Genomic DNA, 19,788 nt, shown 5'->3' with positions numbered 1-19,788 from the left:
CTGTTTACTCTCCCGCTTCGGGTAAAACGACATAAATATCCCGGCCTCTGACCTCAATGGTCACAGGCTCCTTTACGCCGGTATTCAGCAGCGCCTGCGCCTGCCAGAAACGACCGCTGACCTCCTCATGCATATCCGTCACGCGGACACAGTGCTCATCAGCACCCTCTTTATGCAGGATGTTTGTCACCACGGCACAGGTACTCTGCGCCAGATTTTCTGTACCCGAGGTTTTCTTAAACTGATTTATCGCCACGAATGACAGCACTGTACAAAGCACCCAGACCTGCAGAAGCCGCCACGGTTTGCCCTGGCTCTGGTCACGCTTGCGAAGGTAGACAAAATGCAAGGGAAACCAAAGCCATGAAGGTGGTGTAATGCCCTGCTTCATCAGGTTTATCCGGTCCAGTAACACCCAGACCAGGGCAATGACCATATAAATGACCCCGGCGACGACCTGCGGAAAGTTCAGGTAAAGCACAATCCAGAGGGTCGGGAGAATTGCCGCCAGACACCATGCGAACAGATCCTGACGTAATAACGGATAAGAATTCATAGCGATTCCCCCGGATTGCTCTTTTTTCTGTTAAACACAGGGACGCACAAAGACATAAAATACTCCTTTATAAACAATTTACTGGGATGGTTAAGAAAGGTTTACTGGTTATTATCAGCGCAGATCGTACTGCCTAACTTTGTGGTGTGATAATCGTTAATTCAGATCGATAATTGATTACCGATCGTTATTTTCTATCGCAAAAATCGATCGATAGATATTTTTTAATAGCCCTTGGCTATCATTTGTTTTTCTTTCGATCGTCGAAATAGATCGAACGGGCAAAGAGAAATGCCAAGATAAAATCAGAACAGGCGATACCAGAGGGCACGAATGACCGACAGGAATCTGCGGCGAAGGCGTTGTAACTGACATATCAGTTTCCCGGAGGTCTGCACAACGGAAGCCGCTTCGTCAAAAATTGCACCGGCGATACTAACAAACCCTTCCCGTGCGGTTTCCTGAACCTGCACATTGCGCCATTCAGGGTTCAGATGACGGGAAACTGCACTGCTGCTGCTCGGAGGGAGTGCCCGCATCAGTGCTTCCACCCACTGTTCCAGATTAAAATGTTCCGTTGCAGATACAGCGATAACCGGATGGACGGTGGCAAACAGCATCGTGGCAAGCTCAGTTTTGGAGAGAAGATTTTCACACTGGCGTGGCGATGGCCGGTGGGCTGGCTCGTCCCATTCGCGGCAGGGCTCCATTTTATCGGCCTGGGTAAGTACAAAGAGAAAGCGGTCCGGCTCTGCGCCCGCGTTCAGCAGCTCCTGGTAACAATTCAGGTCATCCTTCCAGGTCCGGTCATCCGCTTTCAGCGCCCAGACGGTAAGGTCGAGTTTTGAAGCCCATGCCCTGTACAGACGACGATATTGCCTGTCGAGTTCAGGCGTTTCGGCAATGCCGGGAAAGTCGGCGAGATGAAGCTTGTGGTGGCTATGGTGAACCTGATAACGCTGGACGCGTCGTGTACAGCCCCTGACAGCATCAACAGGTGCAGGAGGCGGGCTGAAGAGGACATTGCACAGGCTGGATTTGCCCGCTCCCGATTTTCCCATGATGCCAATCACCGGTTCATAGTGAACGCAGTGGAGCAGTCGCCCGACCAGGTCGTCGAGAATATCGCCCGGGTGACGGGATAAGGATTGTTTCTGGACCTCAGGAATTTGCGCACTAAGGATATTGACTGACACATTAACCTCCATGAGTGAAATAACAAAATGGCAGCGGTGCTGTCTGCCGCCTTCATGAAGGTAATGTCGGTCTGAAAAATTATTGAAATTTCCGGATTAAAGCTGTCTGATGTGTTGCAGTCCTTTGAGAACAAATCTTTCTTTGTTATTACCCGCACCCACACCGGTGAATAAATAATTCGCGCTGCCAAACCTCTTCACAAGAGAAGGTGAGGTTAATCTTTGTTTCAGTGAAACAGGGTTACGTAATACCGGGATAAAAAAGCCACCAGAGTCTTTATGATGATGTTGCTTTTCAAATATGAGCGCGGCCCCGATATACTTGTCTGAAAAAATTCTTTCCGTTTTTCCTTTAACCATATCCGTCTGCCTGAGGTACCGGATGTTAAAGAAATCGTAACGGCCATCATACTTATCCCATAATGCTTCCGTTACAAGAAGCGGCAAATAGGTTGTCTGAGAGTTACAGAGCAATGACGTTTTTTTCTCATCTTTAATAATCCATCCCCTGAAGCAGGTTTTCAGAAAGACTGTGTGATACTCACTGTCAGGTGCCAGAATATATTTATTTAAAGCTTCCAGGTGAAAGTCAGCAGAAATATTTGCATGAACTTGTTGTTCTAACCAGGAAAGGAAGTTTTTTGCCTTTTCCTGAGGATTAGTCATTGGTTGCATAAAAAAGTTAGCCTTAAGCTCAGAGTCTGCATCATAGTTAACGCTGGCATAGGCGCTCAGTATTTCTTCTCGCGGAGTGAAGTTTTCAAAAATGGTGAACTGTGCTTTTAGCCGGGGTGAGGTATCCCCTATTTCCACCTTCTGCCTGTGCATTTCCTCCCGTATCAACGACTCAAGGTAGGCTGACCTTTTCATCCCCTTCTTTTCTGCCTCTTTCGTTGCCCACTCGTATAAGCGCGTATCAGAAGTATAAGCCGTAATTTTGTGCTTACTCGCCATATCCCTGCATCCTTTGATGAACAAAATACAATCATAAGTAGGTTACTTTATTAAAAAGTACATTTCATTAAGTAAGTTACATTTAGTGACCTACTTTTTAATAATGTGTTTATATTCATCTTGATATAGAAATTAAATGTGCAGCGTTTTTTAGCCGTACATGGCCTGAAGGCCTGAGAGCACAACCGGAACAGTCTGGCTCAGGAATGTCTTTCTGTCCTGTAACCCAAGTGTTGGGTCATCCACCGGAACATCCCTTCCTGTGGAAGTTCGGGATCCGAACATCTGGCAGAGCGCAACAGGACAAAGGGGAGACTCTATGCCGGAAATGGCTGATAGGCAGGCCTCTTTAGAGTACGTATTATTTTTTTACACGGCCTTCCATCACCTGAGGAAGGCTGCAACACAACACTGAGAACCAGTCATTCCTCCTTTCACTTTTAACGTAAAGGAGATATCCCCATGCACACATCACCTGCCCTGCTGAACGACCAGCTTGTCGATATGGCATTCATAACGACCTATACTCAATGCAGTGATAAATGGTTTTACAAACTCATCAGCGAAGGACGATTCCCCAAACCTATCAAGCTGGGCCGCAGTTCCCGCTGGCTAAAGAGCGAAGTGGAAACCTGGATGCAGCAGCGTATTGTTGACTCGCGGGGTCACTGAACATGAAGGTGCAAAACAACCCAGGAAAGGTTATTCCAGCAAAAATAAGCGGTTCTGTATCAGTTAGTATCCCGGCCCGTCAGGGATGTTCTCCGGTCTTTCCGTTGTGAACGCCAGGCTCCTTCGTAAATAAGATTTTTTTGTTGCATTCTGAATTGCTAACCCTGGAGTAAAATCTGAGCATCAGGAATATAAAGCCCCGCATGCTAAAAGGCTTTGTTATATACCTAGCTTCTTTCGTTTTACAGTATATGTATTATATACAAAGGTATTAATATATACATTAATACGTAATGAAACTATTGATATATACAAGCAGATATACAAAGTGTTTAACACTACATTACCGGAGCCATAAGTACATACGTGTTTACTATATGGTACGTGTACACTATGCAACTAAATGTAAGTGAACAAGTCACACACAAAGATATGGTTAATGCTCATCACATGCGTTATGCCAATTGGAAATAATTTTAAGAATTTTCAAAAATATACATTAGAAATATAAAAAACAAGCAGCACTTTATGTAATAAATAGCAATCTCGCTGTTCACTTCTCAACGGCTGCTATCAGTTAATAATAGCGCAAAATAAAGAATCCATCCCAGCATTCAGGCAACGCATAAATATCAAACAGTAAATACATTCATTACTGCCATTCGCTCTGGCAGAGGCTTCGCTCGCCTGTAAAAGGCTCAAAAGGAGTAATGCTTATGACTAACCTTAAATTTGGGGAAATCAATCCGGAGTATATGAAGCGTATTACGGATATCATCAACTTCGCAACAACAGCCCATGCCAGGACATCCGTATTTACCTTCGTACTCAGACTACCTGAGCATCGTGATACAGGAGACAGTATTGCCTGTGTTCCTGATCTGAGTTCAGGATTGATGGAACGAGTCATTGGGGCGCTGAAAGCCCGTATCGCAGCCCATCAGAAACGACGTAAGAGGGAAGGACATCAGGTTTGTACAACGGATCTGAGACACATCTGGGTACGTGAGGTGGGAACAAGCGGTAAATCACATTACCACATGGCGATATTCGTTAACAAAGATACGTTTAATGGATTAGGGAATTATTCGAAAGAAGACCATAATCTGGGGAGTTACATCTGCGAGGCTTGGCTGAGTGCGCTGGGGCTGCTCGAATTCCCTGAGTACAGGACGCTGGTTAACCTCAACAATACGCCGCACTATCTGGAGCGTCTTCGGGTGGACCGCTTTGGGCAACAGATACTGAAGTTACGGAGCCACCTGGAATACTTTGCCAAAGAACACACCAAGTCCTACACAAAAGAAGAACGCTCATTTGGGGGAAGTGTCAGATAAAACGTGGCGATTCATAGCTGCGAGAGTTTATCGATTTCCTGTTCAGGGCCGATAATTACCGTACCCAGAACGAGGTCATGCGTGACACGCTGCGGCTACTTCGCGAGAGGAAGGCTGAGTCACGCTTTCAGGAACTGCGCGATCTGCTTGCTGAAGGGATCAGCAGCGGCGAGGCGAAACCATGGAACAAGGATGCATTCCTGAATAATGTCAGGACCAGGGTGGAAAATGAAATAGATTGAACTGACACCCAAAGCAGAAGAAGATCTGGAGGCAATCTGGGACTACAGCTTCCGACAGTTCGGGATTGTTCAGTCGGATGCGTATATCGGCGGTATAGCCGCAGTGTTTGATGTGCTGACCATGCATGACATCGGCACGCATCGCGCGGAGCTGGGAGACGATATCTGCCCGGCCGTGTTCCACAGCTTAAGACAGGTGGTGCCGTCGAGACAGATAACGTAATCGCCCCGGCACGCCATGTGCCAGCATTTGTCCAGCGCCACCGGCCGGTCGTCAGCCTCATCCGCCTGACCGGGCGCGACCAGGGGCAGACCCCGTACTTCCGTCGCGCGCTGCTCCGTCAGAACGCGCGCCTGTTCGTCGGCCAGAAGCGGGGCGGCCAGCGCGCGGCCGGCGTCCGTCAGCTCGACGGCCAGCTGCATGTTCGGGGCGCGCAGGGTGCGCAACCAGCCTGCGGCCTACATACGTCGGCAGGAGGCGCGGAGGTTTGGCCCGTATACCGGGGCGTTCCCGTCCTGCTCCAGCACCCGTTCTATATCTCTTGTCGCCACCGGTCCCGGACGTTTCGCATCGAGGGCGGCCAGCACAATCAGCACCCGCCTCTGAAGCGGCGACGGACGGCGGACGTTCACCGTTGTCATGAAATCAGACCTCTTATCTGAATCATGCACTTATTCACACAGCTTGCAGTACTTATTACTGAAATCCATCATGCCAACGGGTTTTGCAAGATAATATCCCTGCATGGAGTTCACCCCGGCTTTATTCAATAACTCAAGCTGAGTGCGATTCTCAACGCCTTCAGCAGTAACGGACAGACCTAACTGAGAGGACAGTGCTACGATCGCATCAACGAGTTTCTGATAGACCAGTGTGTTACCGGTTGACAGGGTCAACTCACGATCAATTTTGATAGTAGAAAAGCCAGCGTGCTCGATATATTTCAGGGAAGACGTCCCGGCACCAAAATCGTCGATCGCAAAGCTGATACCTTTGCTCATGAGCGCCTCCATGACCTCCATCGTGTCCTCGTCCAGTTTGAGCGTACCGCGCTCAACGATTTCAAGCACAAGTCTGGCTTTACCCTTTAAAGCAGCATTAAAGGACAACACATCACTCACCAGCTTCGGAGAAGAAAGCTGTGGTGCATAAATATTAAATGAAAAATAAAATCCTTCAGGTAAGAAAATATCTTCATGAAGAAAATACTGCGCAACATTGTCCATCAGCTGACCAGTGATATTATTGATATGTTCACCTTTCTCAAGATCCTTGATAAGAGATGCCGGAGATTTGTGTCCTTCATCAGTTTTGATGCGGAGCAGCACCTCACACCCGACAACAGTATTACCGCCAGCATTAAAAATAGGCTGGAGGAAAGGCACAAATTCAACCTTTTTCACAAAACTGTTAACGTGACATTTTCGGATAATGCTCTTCTTGCCGAGTGCAGCCCTGGCAATTAAATCAAGGGTGCGCGTGAAGAACGTATTCGTTTTCATGATGTTACATTTCCTATTTTTTTCATGTGTGTTATTACTGGCCCATCGAAAAGGAGCGTATTCATTTTTAAGATTAAGGCGGGTAAGTAATTTTCGTTATATCCGACTATAGCCCTTACGAACAATATCCTGAAAAAATATGATTTTGCCTTTGATACCTGACGCATCGTTGAAACTGAACATCAATGTCGATATGAGGTGAAGCACAGATAAAGGCATTTTATTTAGAGACTTACAGTACAAACATCCAGATTGGCTAAATTTTGCCTTTACTTTCGCCCACCCACCTGATTCAACAGTGTTTAGGTTAACAGTCTGAGAAAGTTAGTTATTCGTCGATACGGAGGTGTTTTCTTTAATTGCACTCTGGAAATTTACGGTGCTGCTTTCACCTTCCACTGCGGAAAACGCAGATACGGACGCCATAACCAGAGTCGGAATAACCATTGTTGAGAATAACTTACTTTAATGCATAAATCTTAAAATTTAATTACATCATTCCTTGTTTCAGGTTGAATCGGACACCCTGTATTTTCTGGTTAAAGTGGATGGCAAAGAAAATAAAAAATCTGTTCACACCTACAGATGTTGGAATCCTGTTTTTTTGAAGCACTATCGAGTTATGAATGAAAAGATAAACATATCCATTGGCATGGGTTTTGCCAGAAAATATCCTTGCATTCCATCGACGCCAGCTTTCTCTAATAAAGTAATCTGTTCGCTACTTTCTACCCCATCTGCGATAACTTTAATGCCAAGTTTATGGGAAAGCATAACTATAGCCGCTATAACATTTTTATAAACAAGTTCACCACAACTGTTTATCGTAAGCTCTCTTGCGATCTTCACCTGTGAAAATCCGATGTGTTCAATGATTTTTAATTGTGCGGCACCGATCCCAAAATTGTCTATTGCAAACTGTATACCACAAGACATAAGCGAATCTATGACCGTAATTGCATCGTCATCAAGTGTATCAACATCTCTGTCAATTATTTCTATAACAAGCACGGCATGATCTTTAAAGGTATCTTTAAAGAAAGAAATCTCATCTATAACAGGCGAAGATTTTAATTGTGAAGCATATAAGTTAAACGAAAAATAAAAACCCTTTGGAAGCAAACTTTTATATGATGTAAAGAAAAGCCATGTTCTCTTTATCAATTGACAAACAACGTCATCATACATGTTGTGTATCTCCAGATCGTAAATGAAAGATGAAGGCGTCAGGAACTCGCCTTTACTACGTATTCTTAAGAGGACTTCACAACCTATAACAGTATCACCATCATTACTAAAAATTGGCTGAATGTGTGGGATGACCTCAGATCCTTCAAGGAATGAGCGAAGCGTGTCTGATTTTATTTTGAGACTGATATTAGCAGTCAGCTTATTTAAACCGCCCCATACTTTATGGGTTATTTTATGCATATCAAAACACCTCGCCGTATATAGATAAACTTAACAATATTTTATTTACATTAACCTGACAACCCGAAACTGTACCACACCTCAGTTAGCGCTTTGTTTAACGCTTAACATCTGAACTTTCATCTGGTTTAAAGGGTAGAACGATACTAATTTGCGACCAGATAAGCTTTGCTATCGAAGCGATAACATAATCTACGCATTGAGTCTGTTGTGCAAAATGTATTGGGCGAAATGGAATCTTTGGAGTTATATGCTAAAATACAAAAAAAATAACAAGCTACGTAGATATAATGACTAATATATGCACTTATAAAAAACAATACCAATGCTTAGAAAAAATCTTAAAATAGTTTAGAATGTTCACAACTTTACATACAACTAGATTTAAGACAAACAACAGGGTCATACAGTCCAAGAGAGGGAACATGTATTATAGAATTAACAACTTGGTTAATTTCAGACCTAGAGATGGTGCCATTTGGTCTGGGATTGAAGATGAGTCTACGGTTATCACTTTAACCGTGACAACCAGTAGACTCTTTGCCTATCTTCTCGACCGACAGGGAGAGGTGATAACAAGAGAGGACATTCTCGATACTGTCTGGATGGCGCATGGATTACGATCCTCAAATAACAGCCTGAATAAATATATCGCTGATCTGAGAAAGGTCCTTAGTACTTTGGCCATTACGGCTGAAGTAATAGTAACCGTACCAAAGATTGGCTTTATGATTAGCAGAGATATAGATGTTCAAAAAGAAGAAACGGACAATGATGAAGAGACCTCTCTTGGAGAAGTCGATAAATCTACAGAAAAAAACGTTTTCTCTGGTGTAACAGCTAACCGCGTCAGGTACCATCAGTTCTCAAGGTTTAAACTGATGATGCTTTTAGCTGGCATTGTGACTGTTGGCTCATTACCTATTTTCCTGTCCGGCGAGATACTTAATCTTAAAATAGTAAAGCCTTATGATTATCCCCAAAGCCAGACATTTCTTCTCGGGAAAATTGATGGATGTGATGTACTGACATTAGCCCAGAGCTCTTCAGAAATGGTGCCCGTTAAGCTAAAAATTGCAAAAAGTATTATGCAGCGTAGCCAGCTAACGTGTCAGCCAAATACTGCCATCTACTTCCAGCCTTCGGATCAAGCTGTTTATGGTTATCCGGGACGCGTTTTTTTAGCGAAATGTACAATAAACAAAGACGTTTCGGATAAGTTTGCCGCGTGCAATAATTACTATGAGAAGAGTTATACCGATGAAAACTAAGTATTTAACGGCAGTATCGATTATCACTATAGTCATACTTGCAGTGCTGATTGTCGATTTAGCTCTTCTGGGACAAAAGAGAAAAGAAACCCTGAACGATAAATGTACTGCTGTATTTGAGATACACGACACGGCCACCGGGTTTTGGACAGTAATCAATGCAGTACTTGTAATGAATCCCAATGATACAGCTTACATCGACCTTTCTGGTACGGTCGAACACAAGCAGCAAAAGTTCGTTCTGTCACGCCAAATAAGTTTTACGTATGACAAAGAAGGTGAGGATATTTATCGGCTTACTGGTTTAGGCCTGAGCAAACATGCTCAAGACAATGCTCCCGACCCTCTGATCGATAGACTCCTTTTCAGCTTGAATAATGAAAGGGAGCGCTTTATGACCATTAAAAGGGTTAAGAACGCTTATGTGGCAGGAAATTTGCATTCGCCCGTTTTTATGTGTGTGGTTAAATAGGCTTCTGGTGGCATTATAGATAACTGTGAAATCAAATTGTTTTCTCACTACGAGGCCTGTTCGAAGGCCTCCGGACTGACGCCTCCTCGATGTCAGTCCGGAGGCGATTCAATCACCAGTTGGTTGTATTCTGCACAAGTAACCCACCTTAATTGTAATAGGTTTGATTCTTTCCCATTGCGCCTGAATCTCATCTAGTCAAATACAATATGCAAATTTCCTGTGGCTTTAAATTTTCCAGCGCTTATTTTGTCTCCATTCCTTTTCAAAATTGCTCTAAAATTAACACTTGTAGTTCCAGAGGTGTAATCATAATTACTCAAACTTAGGAGCGTTGCTGTATCTCCGGTATTAAATCTCATTGGCGAGAATGAACCATTATTTTCAACATCAATCCCCACGCCGTAACCAGATACAGAATCAGAGGCCGGGCGGATTAATTGTGTGTTCATTTCAGATGAGTTCGGGTCATCAATGAATATACGCACCCCCCAGTATTCAGGATTTGTTCTCGCAGGACAATTGTTCAGGTCAATACTAAAAGGTACATATTCACCGTCACTGCCGGCTTCGACAATCCCTAAATCAACCAAGGTATTCACTCGTGCAAACTGACATCTCTGTACTTTAACCTGTAGAGTTGGAGAAAGCGGTATACTGTTAGTAATATACGAGTTTGGGTTGTTTGCGTAATCCTTAAAGCGTAACGTATTTGTACCAAAATCTGTGACTTCACGCAATCCTGACCATGTTAGCCGGCGGGATGTCTCCTCTCGGTAGAGTTTAATTTTCAAATTTAAATCTATGGCATAAATTTTATCACCATTACCATTCTGAGGGACTTCACCAATCCACGCATCTCTGTTCATAGGTATTTCATCATCTGAAGACGTGAATAGCTTGTAGGTAATGCCCTCTGCGCTTAAATTTGTGTCTCCACTATAATTCATATAAACTGTTCCACCATACCCACCCTGGCAAATGGAATAGACATGAAGAGTTCCCTCTGCAAAAGGTACTTTCCCGGTTGCAGGAACAAGAGACGCATCAGCCTGGATTTTATCCCAAGTTAGGGTAGGTGAGTAATCTGACGAGAGACAGATTGTCGCTGACGCATAACAGCTAAAAACTGCCAGAACAATACCAACAATTGTCTTGCACATCTTTTTCATAACTGTTTCTCCGGAAAGCCCCCAAAGTCATCGATAAATACAAGCTTTGTCACTGTCGGTAAAGTTAGGTTAATATTTACTTTCCCAAACGGAGATATCATATTATTTACTAGTTGTACTTTATTACTGCCACCTACCACTTTGTTCAAAGTAAGATAAAATGGCGTTGGGTTTTCAATTGTTAGAGTATTACCGGAGCGACTTGTTTCTACCTTACTTAAAAGAGCACTATAATTTGTAGCCTCTTTAGCTATTGCAGCCGGGCGCCAGAATACCTTGAGTGAATTTCTGACTGCCAGTTTCAGAGTGTTGGTCTGTTTATTATCCTTTTTGGGGATTTCTTGAACGTGGAGCCAAAATACGCTTTCACGATCCCTAGGTAAACTTTTTCCTTTATTAATAACTCTTACTGCGCGACTTTGACCTGCTGCAAGCTGTTGTACTGGCGGAACAACTAGCATTTGCTGAGATTCTCTTTTTCCATCAACTTCTGTTACCCATGACTGTATTAGCATATCCTGTTTTTCAAGACTGGTTACATTTAGCACAACTCCATTATCACCTTCATTGTAAATAAGACGAGTCCTGTCTACTTTTATCCCTGCCTCTGCGGCTGAACCTAATAAACATAGCAAAATAATGGTGATTACTGATTTTGTTGAAAATATCATTTACATGCTCCAGAAAATAATTTTATTGATCCGTGTTCAGTCAGTGTCTTTTCATTAATCGACAGCTTACATGAACCGTTTTCCCAGCGGATATTTCGATTTTGTGCTAAATCGAATTTATCCAGATAAACCTCTTTCGTGTTGTTTACCATTCCTATTGGGTTGTTTTTGTCATCCGTTACGGGGGCGCCAGTAGGTGGAACCTGACTGTTGCTATCTAGTGTAATAACAGCAATTTGCTTTCTGTCGACATTAAAGCTTGCTTTGGCTACGGCGCCTTTTGTTGGGGCAACAATTTTTGTCGTTGTGTCTGCAATTGCATTGACTGGCAAGCTATTGGCATCAAGCCACATACGGTTATACCTATATGGACTGAGTGAATCTACAAGTCCAGTGCCCATAAAAGACGTCTCTGCCTGATTAACTTTAGCACCAGATACTCCTGCTGTATCAATCAAAGCTATAGTGCTTTCTTTCGTCAGAAATCTGGAGGACAGAGCAAGCTTATCTTTTGTCATAACGGCACTGCCCTGAACTTGTGCCCCGTATTGTGAATCATGCCCCGAGACAGATGCATATCCACTAACACCTGCGACACTTCCTTTATAACCCGCAGACGAGTAGAAATTATTATTAGCTTTATTTCCGGAAGCGTTGTGTGCATAGCTAACACTGTAGTTAGCTGTGTTATCCTCACTCACACCGGAGATACCAGTCTGAAGCCGTCCCACACCTTTCATATCAGATTGTATACTCTGAGTCAGGTATGTTCTTCGTGACGGGTTGAGAGGCATCGAAATGCTTAAAAACATCTGGCGATCTGCATTGCCATACTGCTGGTTTTTATACCGTGATTCCTGATATTGCAGGCTCCACGTTGGATTATTGAATCTTTTGCTTTCTAGAGTCCCGCTCATACTTGCTGAGAAGGTGGCTCTTGACCGCTCTCTCTGATAAATATCATTTTGGTATTGTAGATTAACGTGATTACTACCTACTGATTGAGTTAATCCAATACTTGTACGCGACTTGAGGGTGTAGCTTGACGAATATAAATTTTCTGCAGTCGCAACATCGCTAAGATTCAGATAAGTACCATGACCATATGTTGTTAAACCACCATAGAACTGAGTACCTGTACTGTCGAAGTGTTTACTGTACTGAAGTTTGGTTTGAGATCCGGTTACAGGATTTCTCCTTTTGGTACTCTTAGTTGCTGAAGTTTTAGTTTGATCAACAGAAAGAGCCCCCAGTATGCCTAAATTTATAACAGAGCCGTAAACATAAGCATGATAGCTTTCAGCGTATATACCTCCGCCATATAGGTTGAGGTTTTGCGCAAGCCCATACTGCGTTGTTGCCATTACAAATTCAGGTTTGCTTCCGGGGGTATTTCCGGCATATGAGCCCATGACAGCTTCATAACGAAACTGGTTCTTACGGATAAATTGACTTAATCCACTGCTGTAATATGTTCTTTCTGATGTTCGGCCATCAGCTTCACGTTCCTCTACAGTGAATTGACCTTGGATAGAAGGAAGGCTGCTTAGCTGATACTGACCAGGAGGTACATTTTCCTGATAAACGATCACACCATCTTTCTTTACAGACACTGTTGCGTTGGTCCTAACGTTACCCGTAACAATAGGCATAAAATCGACAGCTTCCGGGGGGAGCATGCTTACATCAGTCGCAAGACTTATACCTTTATAGCGAAAACTATCAATCATGCTGTTTGTTGTGAAATCGTAGCCCAGTTTTAACTGACTATTTATCTGGTTAAAATTCCTATATACCACTGAATCATTTAAACCAGTTGAATTCGACTGCCCATCAGCTGTATAGAATGAACTACGAGCACGCCATGCACCTAAATTCACACCTGCCATTAAATAGGCATTCACCGAGTCGTTTCCGCCATTAGATGAGCTGTCGAAGCGGCTGTAGTTAAGTCGGTAAGTCGCCATAAGTGCGTTTTCCCCATCATCTCTAGCGACTTTATTCGCGTAATTAGTTTGTGACAGCCGCAAATATTTTTGCTGTACATGGCAATTAAGAATCATTGTTGCATGATTGATTTCACAATTAATATTTTTATCATTTCCTGTCTCTGACAGGAGTTGGTCATAAAGATCCTCACCAAAAGGAAGAGAATTAAGAAGCTCCTTATCCCACACCACAGCTGACTTACCGTCTTTCATACTGACTGTTACAGGTAAAACACCATAGGATTTATCATTAACTGTTACTGTCATTGGCCAAGAGCCAGAGATAAGGGTATTTGCCTGTTGAATTGAAGTGATATCAATACTTCCTGCATCACCATGCAGGAGCGACAAGTCATACTCATTATTTCCATTAGCATAAGAATATGAAGAAAATATAGCTAAAAAAAGAATGCTGTATTTGAACTTTTTCATGACTTGACTTATCGCTCGCTGCATTAAAATAGATTATTGATACATCAACTCAAATGTTCCATTGGCATTAGCACTGCCTTCTGTAACAGTATCAGCTGTTGATATATAGCTCGCTTTGTAACTAAGGCTCAAACCCTCCCCCTCTGGCAACTGAACTGCTGTTGACTCAGAGTTGGGTTTAATTAGAGTTCCATCCTGTTCCATTAGTTTAATGGCTACACCTGACGCACTATCACTACCTGTAATAGCAATGTATTGGTTGTCGGTGCTATCCGGCGTGAAATTAAATCGGGTTTGTACAGCGCTAAATTTATCTGTGGAGCAATTAGTTAAAACAATATCGAAATCCTGGGCAGTTGTTTCTGTTCCTTTTCCAGCAAGTGCATCACTGGTATAAACACCGAGTGGCACACTTATATTCGATTTTGCTGAGTCAAGAGTACATGGAGGACTGATGATCGACCCTGTAAATTCAATTGTCCCATCAGCTGCATTCGCGACACCTTGCAAACCAACTGTTAAAAGGATGGGTAATAGTACTTTCTTCATATATATCTCCTGAGAGTAAATAAAAATCTCTGATGTCTGACACAGACACATTAGGATTAGGTGCAATGCGTTTATGCAGGTGTTACCAAAAAAAGGGTTTAACACGCTTGAGTTCGGTTTCTCCTACAGATGTGCTCTGTCAACAGGTCATATAATAAAGCGAGAGCCGACGCTTGGGTAATGGTATCGTTTTGTAATAAAAAAACAGGATTTATCACTAAAATATTAGTAAATATAAGTCTAATAAAAAATTAAATGTCGGCCTGGGTGAGGATGCAAGTTGATGTCGTTACTGAATTTATATGGGGTTTACATATTAAAATCATATTAGATATTGAATACATAAGTTAACAGAATCGTACCCTTAGTAGCCTTTTGTACTTACATTAATACTCTCCATCTACAGTTTTATTTTGTGGTGTTGGTAATGAATAATTCTATAGACTCTGGGTGTCTATAAAAATATCCTCATCGATACTTCACACCAATTTTTATGAGCGTATTGTGTTGATGCTCATTTTAAACTCCTTCTGCAAAGTTTGGGATGTTTATATCTTTAGAGAGAATGATAGTATGTTTTAAAAGCAGCCGGAAGAGCTGCCTCATAACTATTACCTTCCTTGCACAGTAGACAACTACCGGTACTAGAAGACTGATGGCCCTGATCCGGGTACAAAAAGGCTTCGCCAGCAGCCCAAACGGATGCTGGCGTATACGGCAGAACCTGACGAAGTTGCTTTTAATGATTACCACCATCAGGAATATAAGATGTGCACCATTTCATATAATGATGGAATCGGTAAAGGGAATATAAGCTTACTGCTCTTGAAATCAACAACTGACTGCTCAAAAAAAGACGCATCATTTTTAGTTAGAGCGATAATAATGCAAGAACATCTGTGATCTCATGCCCCGCCGCTACCACAAATATTAAATCCTGCTCTCTTTATTTATACGTTCAGTAAGATTTTTATGCGCAAGAAACTTCCTGCTGTACTTTTTTATTTCCGCGGTTATCTTCATCACTATGGTTGTATTCGCTGCCTACAATAAAGTGAACACAGATCACCATATCTCGTGCCTCGCAGTCCAGTCGACAAAACACGGTGATTTTTTGATGCAGGAAAAATACGATTTTCTATTTCAGCACGGAAAGGGAATGGTCAGTATTAATGGCCTTACGACGGTTAACGCAAAGGAAAAAATAGTGAGCCGTCAGATTTTTTTCACTTATACCCGGAATGGCTATGATTTTGTTCTTAAAAGTCAGCAGGTACAACTGATGAATAATGGTGACACCACCATAGCGAACGGAGATTTTAACCGCCACTTTCCGGCCTTTTTTTCGAAGGAAGACAAGCAGCTGGCGATGGCCATTCACCGGGATCGGTCCGGGAGCTTTGTTATGTACTTTGCAGACGTTCCGGTATTTTATTGCCAGCCTAAAAAGTAAGCCCTTTTTCAGCGGGCCGGGCTTTTGCGGCATGCACCTCCATAAATGCCCATCAGAAAGTGTGACGGATATGCGCTGCCCACCATTGCGAAAATGACAACAGTTCAGCAGTAATTTTGTTTATCCGCCATTATTGCCATTGTAACAACAATTATTTTTTTTGGTGCTTTCAGGACAACAATTTATCTTCTCCTCTCCCGAGATCCGAAAAAAGGTAGTTCCGGATCTGCCGAAAACGCACCGGCGCGCTGCGGCGCATAAACACAATATATGCCACGCGGTCAGCTGCGATTTCTTCTATATATAGTGTTTCACCCCCGATCCGTGACCCGGCGCGCTGCAGCAGAAAACGCCGCTTTGCTTATTCCCTGACCGTGGTACACTTCCGGAAAGTTGTTATACGCCAGAAAATCGGATCTGCCGGAAACGGTCCTCCGGTAATTTAACAGCGTGGTTATATGTCTGCTTATTATCAACCTGCAAATGATGACGGAAGGGAAAAATCATCCGGGTGACAGACTCAGGATTGTGCTCAGCCGATTATGCTGCACGTCATAATTGCTCTGAGTGACTATTTGAAGGGGAGCACTTTTGATGCGCGGTATGAAGAAAGTTGATATGACCAGCATGTATAGGTCGCTAGCGCAGCTCGGTCACGAACGTATCTGGTTGCGAATCATCAAGTCAGGCGATCTGTTATTCATGGTTACTTTTAAAAACAGACGTCTTGCTCGTTTTGATCGCAGCCTGAATACATGGTGTTTCGTGAAAAATGCTGCCCTGGTGGACGATTATCCTCTGGGTAGTTTGCCAGATGGAGAGGGGTTAACAGAACTGCATGAAAAGGATGAACAGCTTTTCTACCTGACTATGTGTGACGAGAATGTCGAGCGTCTGCTTACATACCTGGCGACGCTTGATGATTGATACTGTCAGTTGCATCCCATCAAAAACTGATGGCGGGATTTACTACCGGCAACAAAAAATGGATGAGAAGTTACGTTGTGGAGCACTTCCCAGGGGAAGCGCTCTAATGATATTTTTCCCTTTTCCTTATAAGAACAATCCTGTTAATAATTATTAAGAGGCAAGTATTAATTTCGACTTTCCGAATTGACTTATATAATCCGCATACCACTGCATCATTTCCCTCCTTCCCTCCAGATACTGCGCATGGTTATATGTCCCACGTATCGCGTTCTTATCTATATGTGCTAGCTGCGTTTCTATCCACGCTGAGTTAAACCCTTCTTCATGAAGAATTGTACTCATCGTGTGGCGAAAACCGTGCCCCGTTACCTTCCCCGTGTATCCAATCCGCTTGAACACCTGATTTATACTCGCTTCGCTCATCGTTTTACGAGGGTCATTCCTTCCTGGAAACACAAGAGGATATTGCCCAGACATCACTTTGAGTTGCTGTACGATTTCCAGCGCTTGGGTAGAGAGGGGCACCAGATGAGGCCGTTTCATCTTCATACGCTCTGCAGGTATTTCCCACACCGCTTTTTCAAGATCAAACTCACTCCAGAAAGCACCTCGAAGCTCGCCGGTACGAACTCCCGTAAGGATCAGCAAACGTGCGGCAAGCACAACCAGCGGGCTTCCGGTATATCTGGATAGGGCTTTAAAGAAGTCTGGTAACTCCTCAACGGTAAGGAAGGGGTAATGCTTCGATTCATGCCCTGACATCGCGCTGGTTAGATCCGCGGCAGGGTTGTATTCTGCACGACCGGTAACGATGGCGTAACGAAAGACTTCACTGCAGCGCTGGCGAACCTTCTTGGCCTTCTCTGTCGCGCCACGGCTTTCCATTCGACGCAGCACATTCAGCAGGACCAAAGGTTTGATTTCATTCACCGGCTGCTGGCCAATATAGGGGAAAATATCTTTATTGAAGGCTTCGATAATGTCCGAAGCATAGCCTTCTGACCACCGGCTCACCTTCGTTCCGTGCCACTCAAGCGCCACAGCCTGAAACGTGTTGTTGAGCTGCACATCACGAACCAGCTTTTCTTCTTTCTTGGCAAATGATGGATCGATACCTTCGGCCAGCTTTTTCTTGGCTTCATCACGTAGTGCCCTGGCTTGTGCAAGGGACACTGCCGGATAGACCCCAAAAGCCATACGCTTCTCTTTCCCATTGAAGCGATATTTCATCCGCCAGTATCGGGAACCAGAGGGAACGACTTCAAGATACAAACCAGCACCATCTGCCAGCTTATAGGCTTTCTCTCTGGGTTTAGCTGCATCTACCTGTCGCGCATTTAGCTTCATTGGGGGCATCTCCCTAAACCGAACACAGAATGCCCCCACTTATGCCCCCAACTGAGACTTGATTCCGGTTGAGTCCAGTTGATAACAGGAGATAAGATACAGGCCAGAAACCGCAGTATACGAGCTTTAAGTTGATTTCGGTAGACTTGGGAAGAGTTTGAAATGGTGCCGATAATAGGAGTCGAACCTACGACCTTCGCATTACGAATGCGCTGCTCTACCAACTGAGCTATATCGGCCCTGAGAGGCCGGTTACGAGTGTAACCACGGGGCAAAAGGTTAGATCTAACCGGGTGATGCGTCAATGCCCTTTTGAATCAAACGGCTATTTTTGCATCACCCGTGATTATTTACGCACGAATCGTATCGTCGCCGAAGCCGATCCACTTGTACGTGGTCAGCGCTTCCAGCCCCATCGGACCGCGCGCGTGCAGTTTCTGCGTGCTGACCGCCACCTCAGCGCCGAGGCCGAACTGGCCGCCGTCGGTGAAGCGGGTGGAGGCATTCACATACACCGCAGAGGAATCCACTTCGTTCACGAAGCGATCCGCATTGCGCAGCGTACGCGTCAGGATGGCGTCAGAATGCTGCGTGCCATGCTCACGGATGTGCGCAATCGCGTCGTCAAGATCGCTCACGATTTTCACGTTCAGATCCAGTGACAGGAACTCGTCATCGTACTGCTCCGCGTTGACGAGAACGACGTTAGCCGGGCCATCCTGCAGCAGCGCGAGCGCACTGGCGTCAGCATGCAGCGTCACGCCGCTCTCTGCCATCTGTTTGCTCAGGGCCGGCAGGAAGGTGTTCGCTATGTCCTGATGAACCAGCAGCGTTTCCACGGTGTTACAGGTGCTAGGACGCTGGGTCTTCGCGTTCACGATAATCTTCAGAGCAGGAGCAATCTCAGCGCTGTCGTCTACCACGATATGACACACGCCAATACCGCCGGTGATCACCGGAATCGTCGACTGCTCGCGGCACAGCTTGTGCAGGCCCGCGCCGCCGCGTGGGATCAGCATGTCGATGTATTTGTCCATGCGCAGCATTTCGTTGACCAGCGCGCGGTCCGGGCTCTCAATTGCCTGCACGGCACCCGCCGGTAAGCCACACTCTTCCAGCGCCTGCTGAATGACTTTCACCGTCGCGGCGTTGGTGCGCCAGGTCTCTTTCCCACCGCGCAGAATGGCGGCGTTGCCGGTTTTCAGGCACAGGGAGGCGACATCCACCGTCACGTTTGGACGGGCTTCATAAATAACGCCGATAACGCCGAGCGGCACGCGACGGCGCTCCAGGCGTAAACCGCTGTCCAGCAGCCCACCGTCAATCACCTGCCCTACCGGGTCGGCCAGATTGCAGACCTGACGAACATCGTCGGCGATGCCTTTCAGGCGGGCCGGGGTCAACGCCAGGCGGTCGAGCATCGCTTCGCTCAGACCGTTGCGACGCGCTTCCAGTAAATCCTGCTCGTTGGCGAGCAAAATCTCCTGGGACTGAGATTCCAGATAATCAGCGATTTTTTCCAGCACGCGGTTTTTCTCGCGGCTGGAAAGGAGCGCCAGTTTGTAAGAGGCGGCCTTCGCGGCGGCGCCCATTTGTTCCAGCATGTTCTGGC

19 protein-coding genes, 1 tRNA gene and 2 pseudogenes are annotated in these 19,788 nt (G+C 44.7%); 9 read left to right on the top strand and 13 right to left on the bottom strand.

What is annotated here, in order from left to right; translation table 11 throughout:
• Positions 1 to 4: 4 nt before the first annotated feature.
• From PUP35_RS04320 to PUP35_RS04310, 3 genes are all read right to left on the bottom strand, one after another.
• Positions 5 to 556 carry a hypothetical protein gene (locus PUP35_RS04320; protein WP_274242176.1) on the bottom strand — a complete coding sequence of 184 codons (552 nt, stop codon included), beginning with the start codon at positions 554 to 556 and terminating at the stop codon, positions 5 to 7.
• A 305-nt stretch (positions 557 to 861) separates the two neighbouring features.
• Positions 862 to 1,752: a GTPase family protein gene (locus PUP35_RS04315; RefSeq protein ID WP_274242175.1), complete on the bottom strand. Its 891-nt coding sequence runs from the start codon at positions 1,750 to 1,752 to the stop codon at positions 862 to 864.
• Positions 1,753 to 1,848: 96 nt separating this feature from the next.
• Entirely contained in the window at positions 1,849 to 2,706 is an 858-nt protein-coding gene (locus PUP35_RS04310; RefSeq protein WP_274242174.1) for a hypothetical protein, read from the bottom strand.
• Positions 2,707 to 3,168: 462 nt separating this feature from the next.
• Between PUP35_RS04310 and PUP35_RS04305 the strand changes: the two genes are divergently transcribed.
• From PUP35_RS04305 to PUP35_RS21935, 4 genes are all read left to right on the top strand, one after another.
• Entirely contained in the window at positions 3,169 to 3,378 is a 210-nt protein-coding gene (locus tag PUP35_RS04305; protein ID WP_128772022.1) for a helix-turn-helix transcriptional regulator, read from the top strand.
• 716 nt (positions 3,379 to 4,094) lie between these two features.
• Positions 4,095 to 4,715, top strand: a complete 621-nt coding sequence (locus PUP35_RS04300; RefSeq protein ID WP_274242173.1) for an inovirus Gp2 family protein — start codon at positions 4,095 to 4,097, stop codon at positions 4,713 to 4,715.
• A gap of 17 nt (positions 4,716 to 4,732) precedes the next feature.
• Positions 4,733 to 4,957 carry a type II toxin-antitoxin system ParD family antitoxin gene (locus tag PUP35_RS04295; protein ID WP_274243226.1) on the top strand — a complete coding sequence of 75 codons (225 nt, stop codon included), beginning with the start codon at positions 4,733 to 4,735 and terminating at the stop codon, positions 4,955 to 4,957.
• Positions 4,953 to 5,180 carry a type II toxin-antitoxin system RelE/ParE family toxin gene (locus PUP35_RS21935; RefSeq protein WP_337993036.1) on the top strand — a complete coding sequence of 76 codons (228 nt, stop codon included), beginning with the start codon at positions 4,953 to 4,955 and terminating at the stop codon, positions 5,178 to 5,180. The genes PUP35_RS04295 and PUP35_RS21935 overlap by 5 nt, the downstream gene beginning before the upstream one ends.
• On the opposite strand, the pseudogene PUP35_RS04290 reads toward PUP35_RS21935, so the two are convergent.
• The 3 genes and pseudogenes from PUP35_RS04290 to PUP35_RS04280 form a co-directional block, all read right to left on the bottom strand.
• Positions 5,117 to 5,599: pseudogene (locus PUP35_RS04290) on the bottom strand (hypothetical protein); the annotation flags it as partial. The gene PUP35_RS21935 and the pseudogene PUP35_RS04290 overlap by 64 nt on opposite strands.
• Before the next feature lie 30 nt (positions 5,600 to 5,629).
• The gene (locus tag PUP35_RS04285) at positions 5,630 to 6,460 is read right to left on the bottom strand and encodes an EAL domain-containing protein (protein ID WP_274242172.1); all 831 of its coding nucleotides are present in this window, start codon (positions 6,458 to 6,460) and stop codon (positions 5,630 to 5,632) included.
• Positions 6,461 to 7,072: 612 nt separating this feature from the next.
• Positions 7,073 to 7,891: an EAL domain-containing protein gene (locus PUP35_RS04280; RefSeq protein ID WP_274242171.1), complete on the bottom strand. Its 819-nt coding sequence runs from the start codon at positions 7,889 to 7,891 to the stop codon at positions 7,073 to 7,075.
• A gap of 425 nt (positions 7,892 to 8,316) precedes the next feature.
• Between PUP35_RS04280 and PUP35_RS04275 the strand changes: the two genes are divergently transcribed.
• A complete protein-coding gene (locus PUP35_RS04275; protein ID WP_274242170.1) occupies positions 8,317 to 9,162 on the top strand; it encodes a winged helix-turn-helix domain-containing protein in 846 nt (281 codons plus the stop codon).
• Positions 9,152 to 9,634, top strand: coding sequence for a FidL-like protein (locus PUP35_RS04270; protein WP_274242169.1), 483 nt, complete (start codon positions 9,152 to 9,154; stop codon positions 9,632 to 9,634). Before PUP35_RS04275 ends, PUP35_RS04270 begins: the two co-directional genes overlap by 11 nt.
• 194 nt (positions 9,635 to 9,828) lie before the next feature.
• On the opposite strand, the gene PUP35_RS04265 is transcribed toward PUP35_RS04270, so the two are convergent.
• The 4 genes from PUP35_RS04265 to PUP35_RS04250 are packed head-to-tail and all read right to left on the bottom strand — an operon-like array spanning position 9,829 to position 14,446.
• The gene (locus PUP35_RS04265; RefSeq protein ID WP_274242168.1) at positions 9,829 to 10,806 is read right to left on the bottom strand and encodes a fimbrial protein; all 978 of its coding nucleotides are present in this window, start codon (positions 10,804 to 10,806) and stop codon (positions 9,829 to 9,831) included.
• The gene (locus tag PUP35_RS04260) at positions 10,803 to 11,477 is read right to left on the bottom strand and encodes a fimbrial biogenesis chaperone (protein WP_274242167.1); all 675 of its coding nucleotides are present in this window, start codon (positions 11,475 to 11,477) and stop codon (positions 10,803 to 10,805) included. The genes PUP35_RS04265 and PUP35_RS04260 overlap by 4 nt, the downstream gene beginning before the upstream one ends.
• Positions 11,474 to 13,897, bottom strand: coding sequence for a fimbria/pilus outer membrane usher protein (locus tag PUP35_RS04255; protein ID WP_274242166.1), 2,424 nt, complete (start codon positions 13,895 to 13,897; stop codon positions 11,474 to 11,476). Before PUP35_RS04255 ends, PUP35_RS04260 begins: the two co-directional genes overlap by 4 nt.
• Positions 13,898 to 13,930: 33 nt before the next feature.
• Complete coding sequence (locus PUP35_RS04250; protein ID WP_274242165.1) at positions 13,931 to 14,446, bottom strand: fimbrial protein; 516 nt, start codon at positions 14,444 to 14,446, stop codon at positions 13,931 to 13,933.
• A 1,117-nt stretch (positions 14,447 to 15,563) separates the two neighbouring features.
• On the opposite strand from PUP35_RS04250, the gene PUP35_RS04245 reads away from it, so the two are divergent.
• The 3 genes and pseudogenes from PUP35_RS04245 (at position 15,564) to PUP35_RS04240 (ending at position 16,826) form a co-directional block, all read left to right on the top strand.
• Entirely contained in the window at positions 15,564 to 15,899 is a 336-nt protein-coding gene (locus PUP35_RS04245; RefSeq protein WP_274242164.1) for a hypothetical protein, read from the top strand.
• A gap of 344 nt (positions 15,900 to 16,243) precedes the next feature.
• Positions 16,244 to 16,345 (top strand): annotated as a pseudogene (locus tag PUP35_RS21970) (hypothetical protein); the annotation flags it as partial.
• A 148-nt stretch (positions 16,346 to 16,493) separates the two neighbouring features.
• Complete coding sequence (locus PUP35_RS04240) at positions 16,494 to 16,826, top strand: hypothetical protein (RefSeq protein ID WP_274242163.1); 333 nt, start codon at positions 16,494 to 16,496, stop codon at positions 16,824 to 16,826.
• Between the two features lie 153 nt (positions 16,827 to 16,979).
• On the opposite strand, the gene PUP35_RS04235 is transcribed toward PUP35_RS04240, so the two are convergent.
• The 3 genes from PUP35_RS04235 to proA form a co-directional block, all read right to left on the bottom strand.
• Entirely contained in the window at positions 16,980 to 18,176 is a 1,197-nt protein-coding gene (locus tag PUP35_RS04235; protein ID WP_274242162.1) for a tyrosine-type recombinase/integrase, read from the bottom strand.
• Positions 18,177 to 18,339: 163 nt separating this feature from the next.
• Positions 18,340 to 18,415: transfer RNA gene (locus tag PUP35_RS04230), tRNA-Thr, on the bottom strand.
• Positions 18,416 to 18,526: 111 nt separating this feature from the next.
• Positions 18,527 to 19,780: a glutamate-5-semialdehyde dehydrogenase gene (gene proA, locus PUP35_RS04225; RefSeq protein WP_274242161.1), complete on the bottom strand. Its 1,254-nt coding sequence runs from the start codon at positions 19,778 to 19,780 to the stop codon at positions 18,527 to 18,529.
• Positions 19,781 to 19,788: the final 8 nt, after the last annotated feature.

It is taken from the genome of Enterobacter sp. S-33 (genome assembly GCF_028735835.1).
Taxonomy (GTDB): domain Bacteria; phylum Pseudomonadota; class Gammaproteobacteria; order Enterobacterales; family Enterobacteriaceae; genus Enterobacter; species Enterobacter vonholyi.
This window is presented reverse-complemented; position numbering and strand designations above follow the sequence as displayed.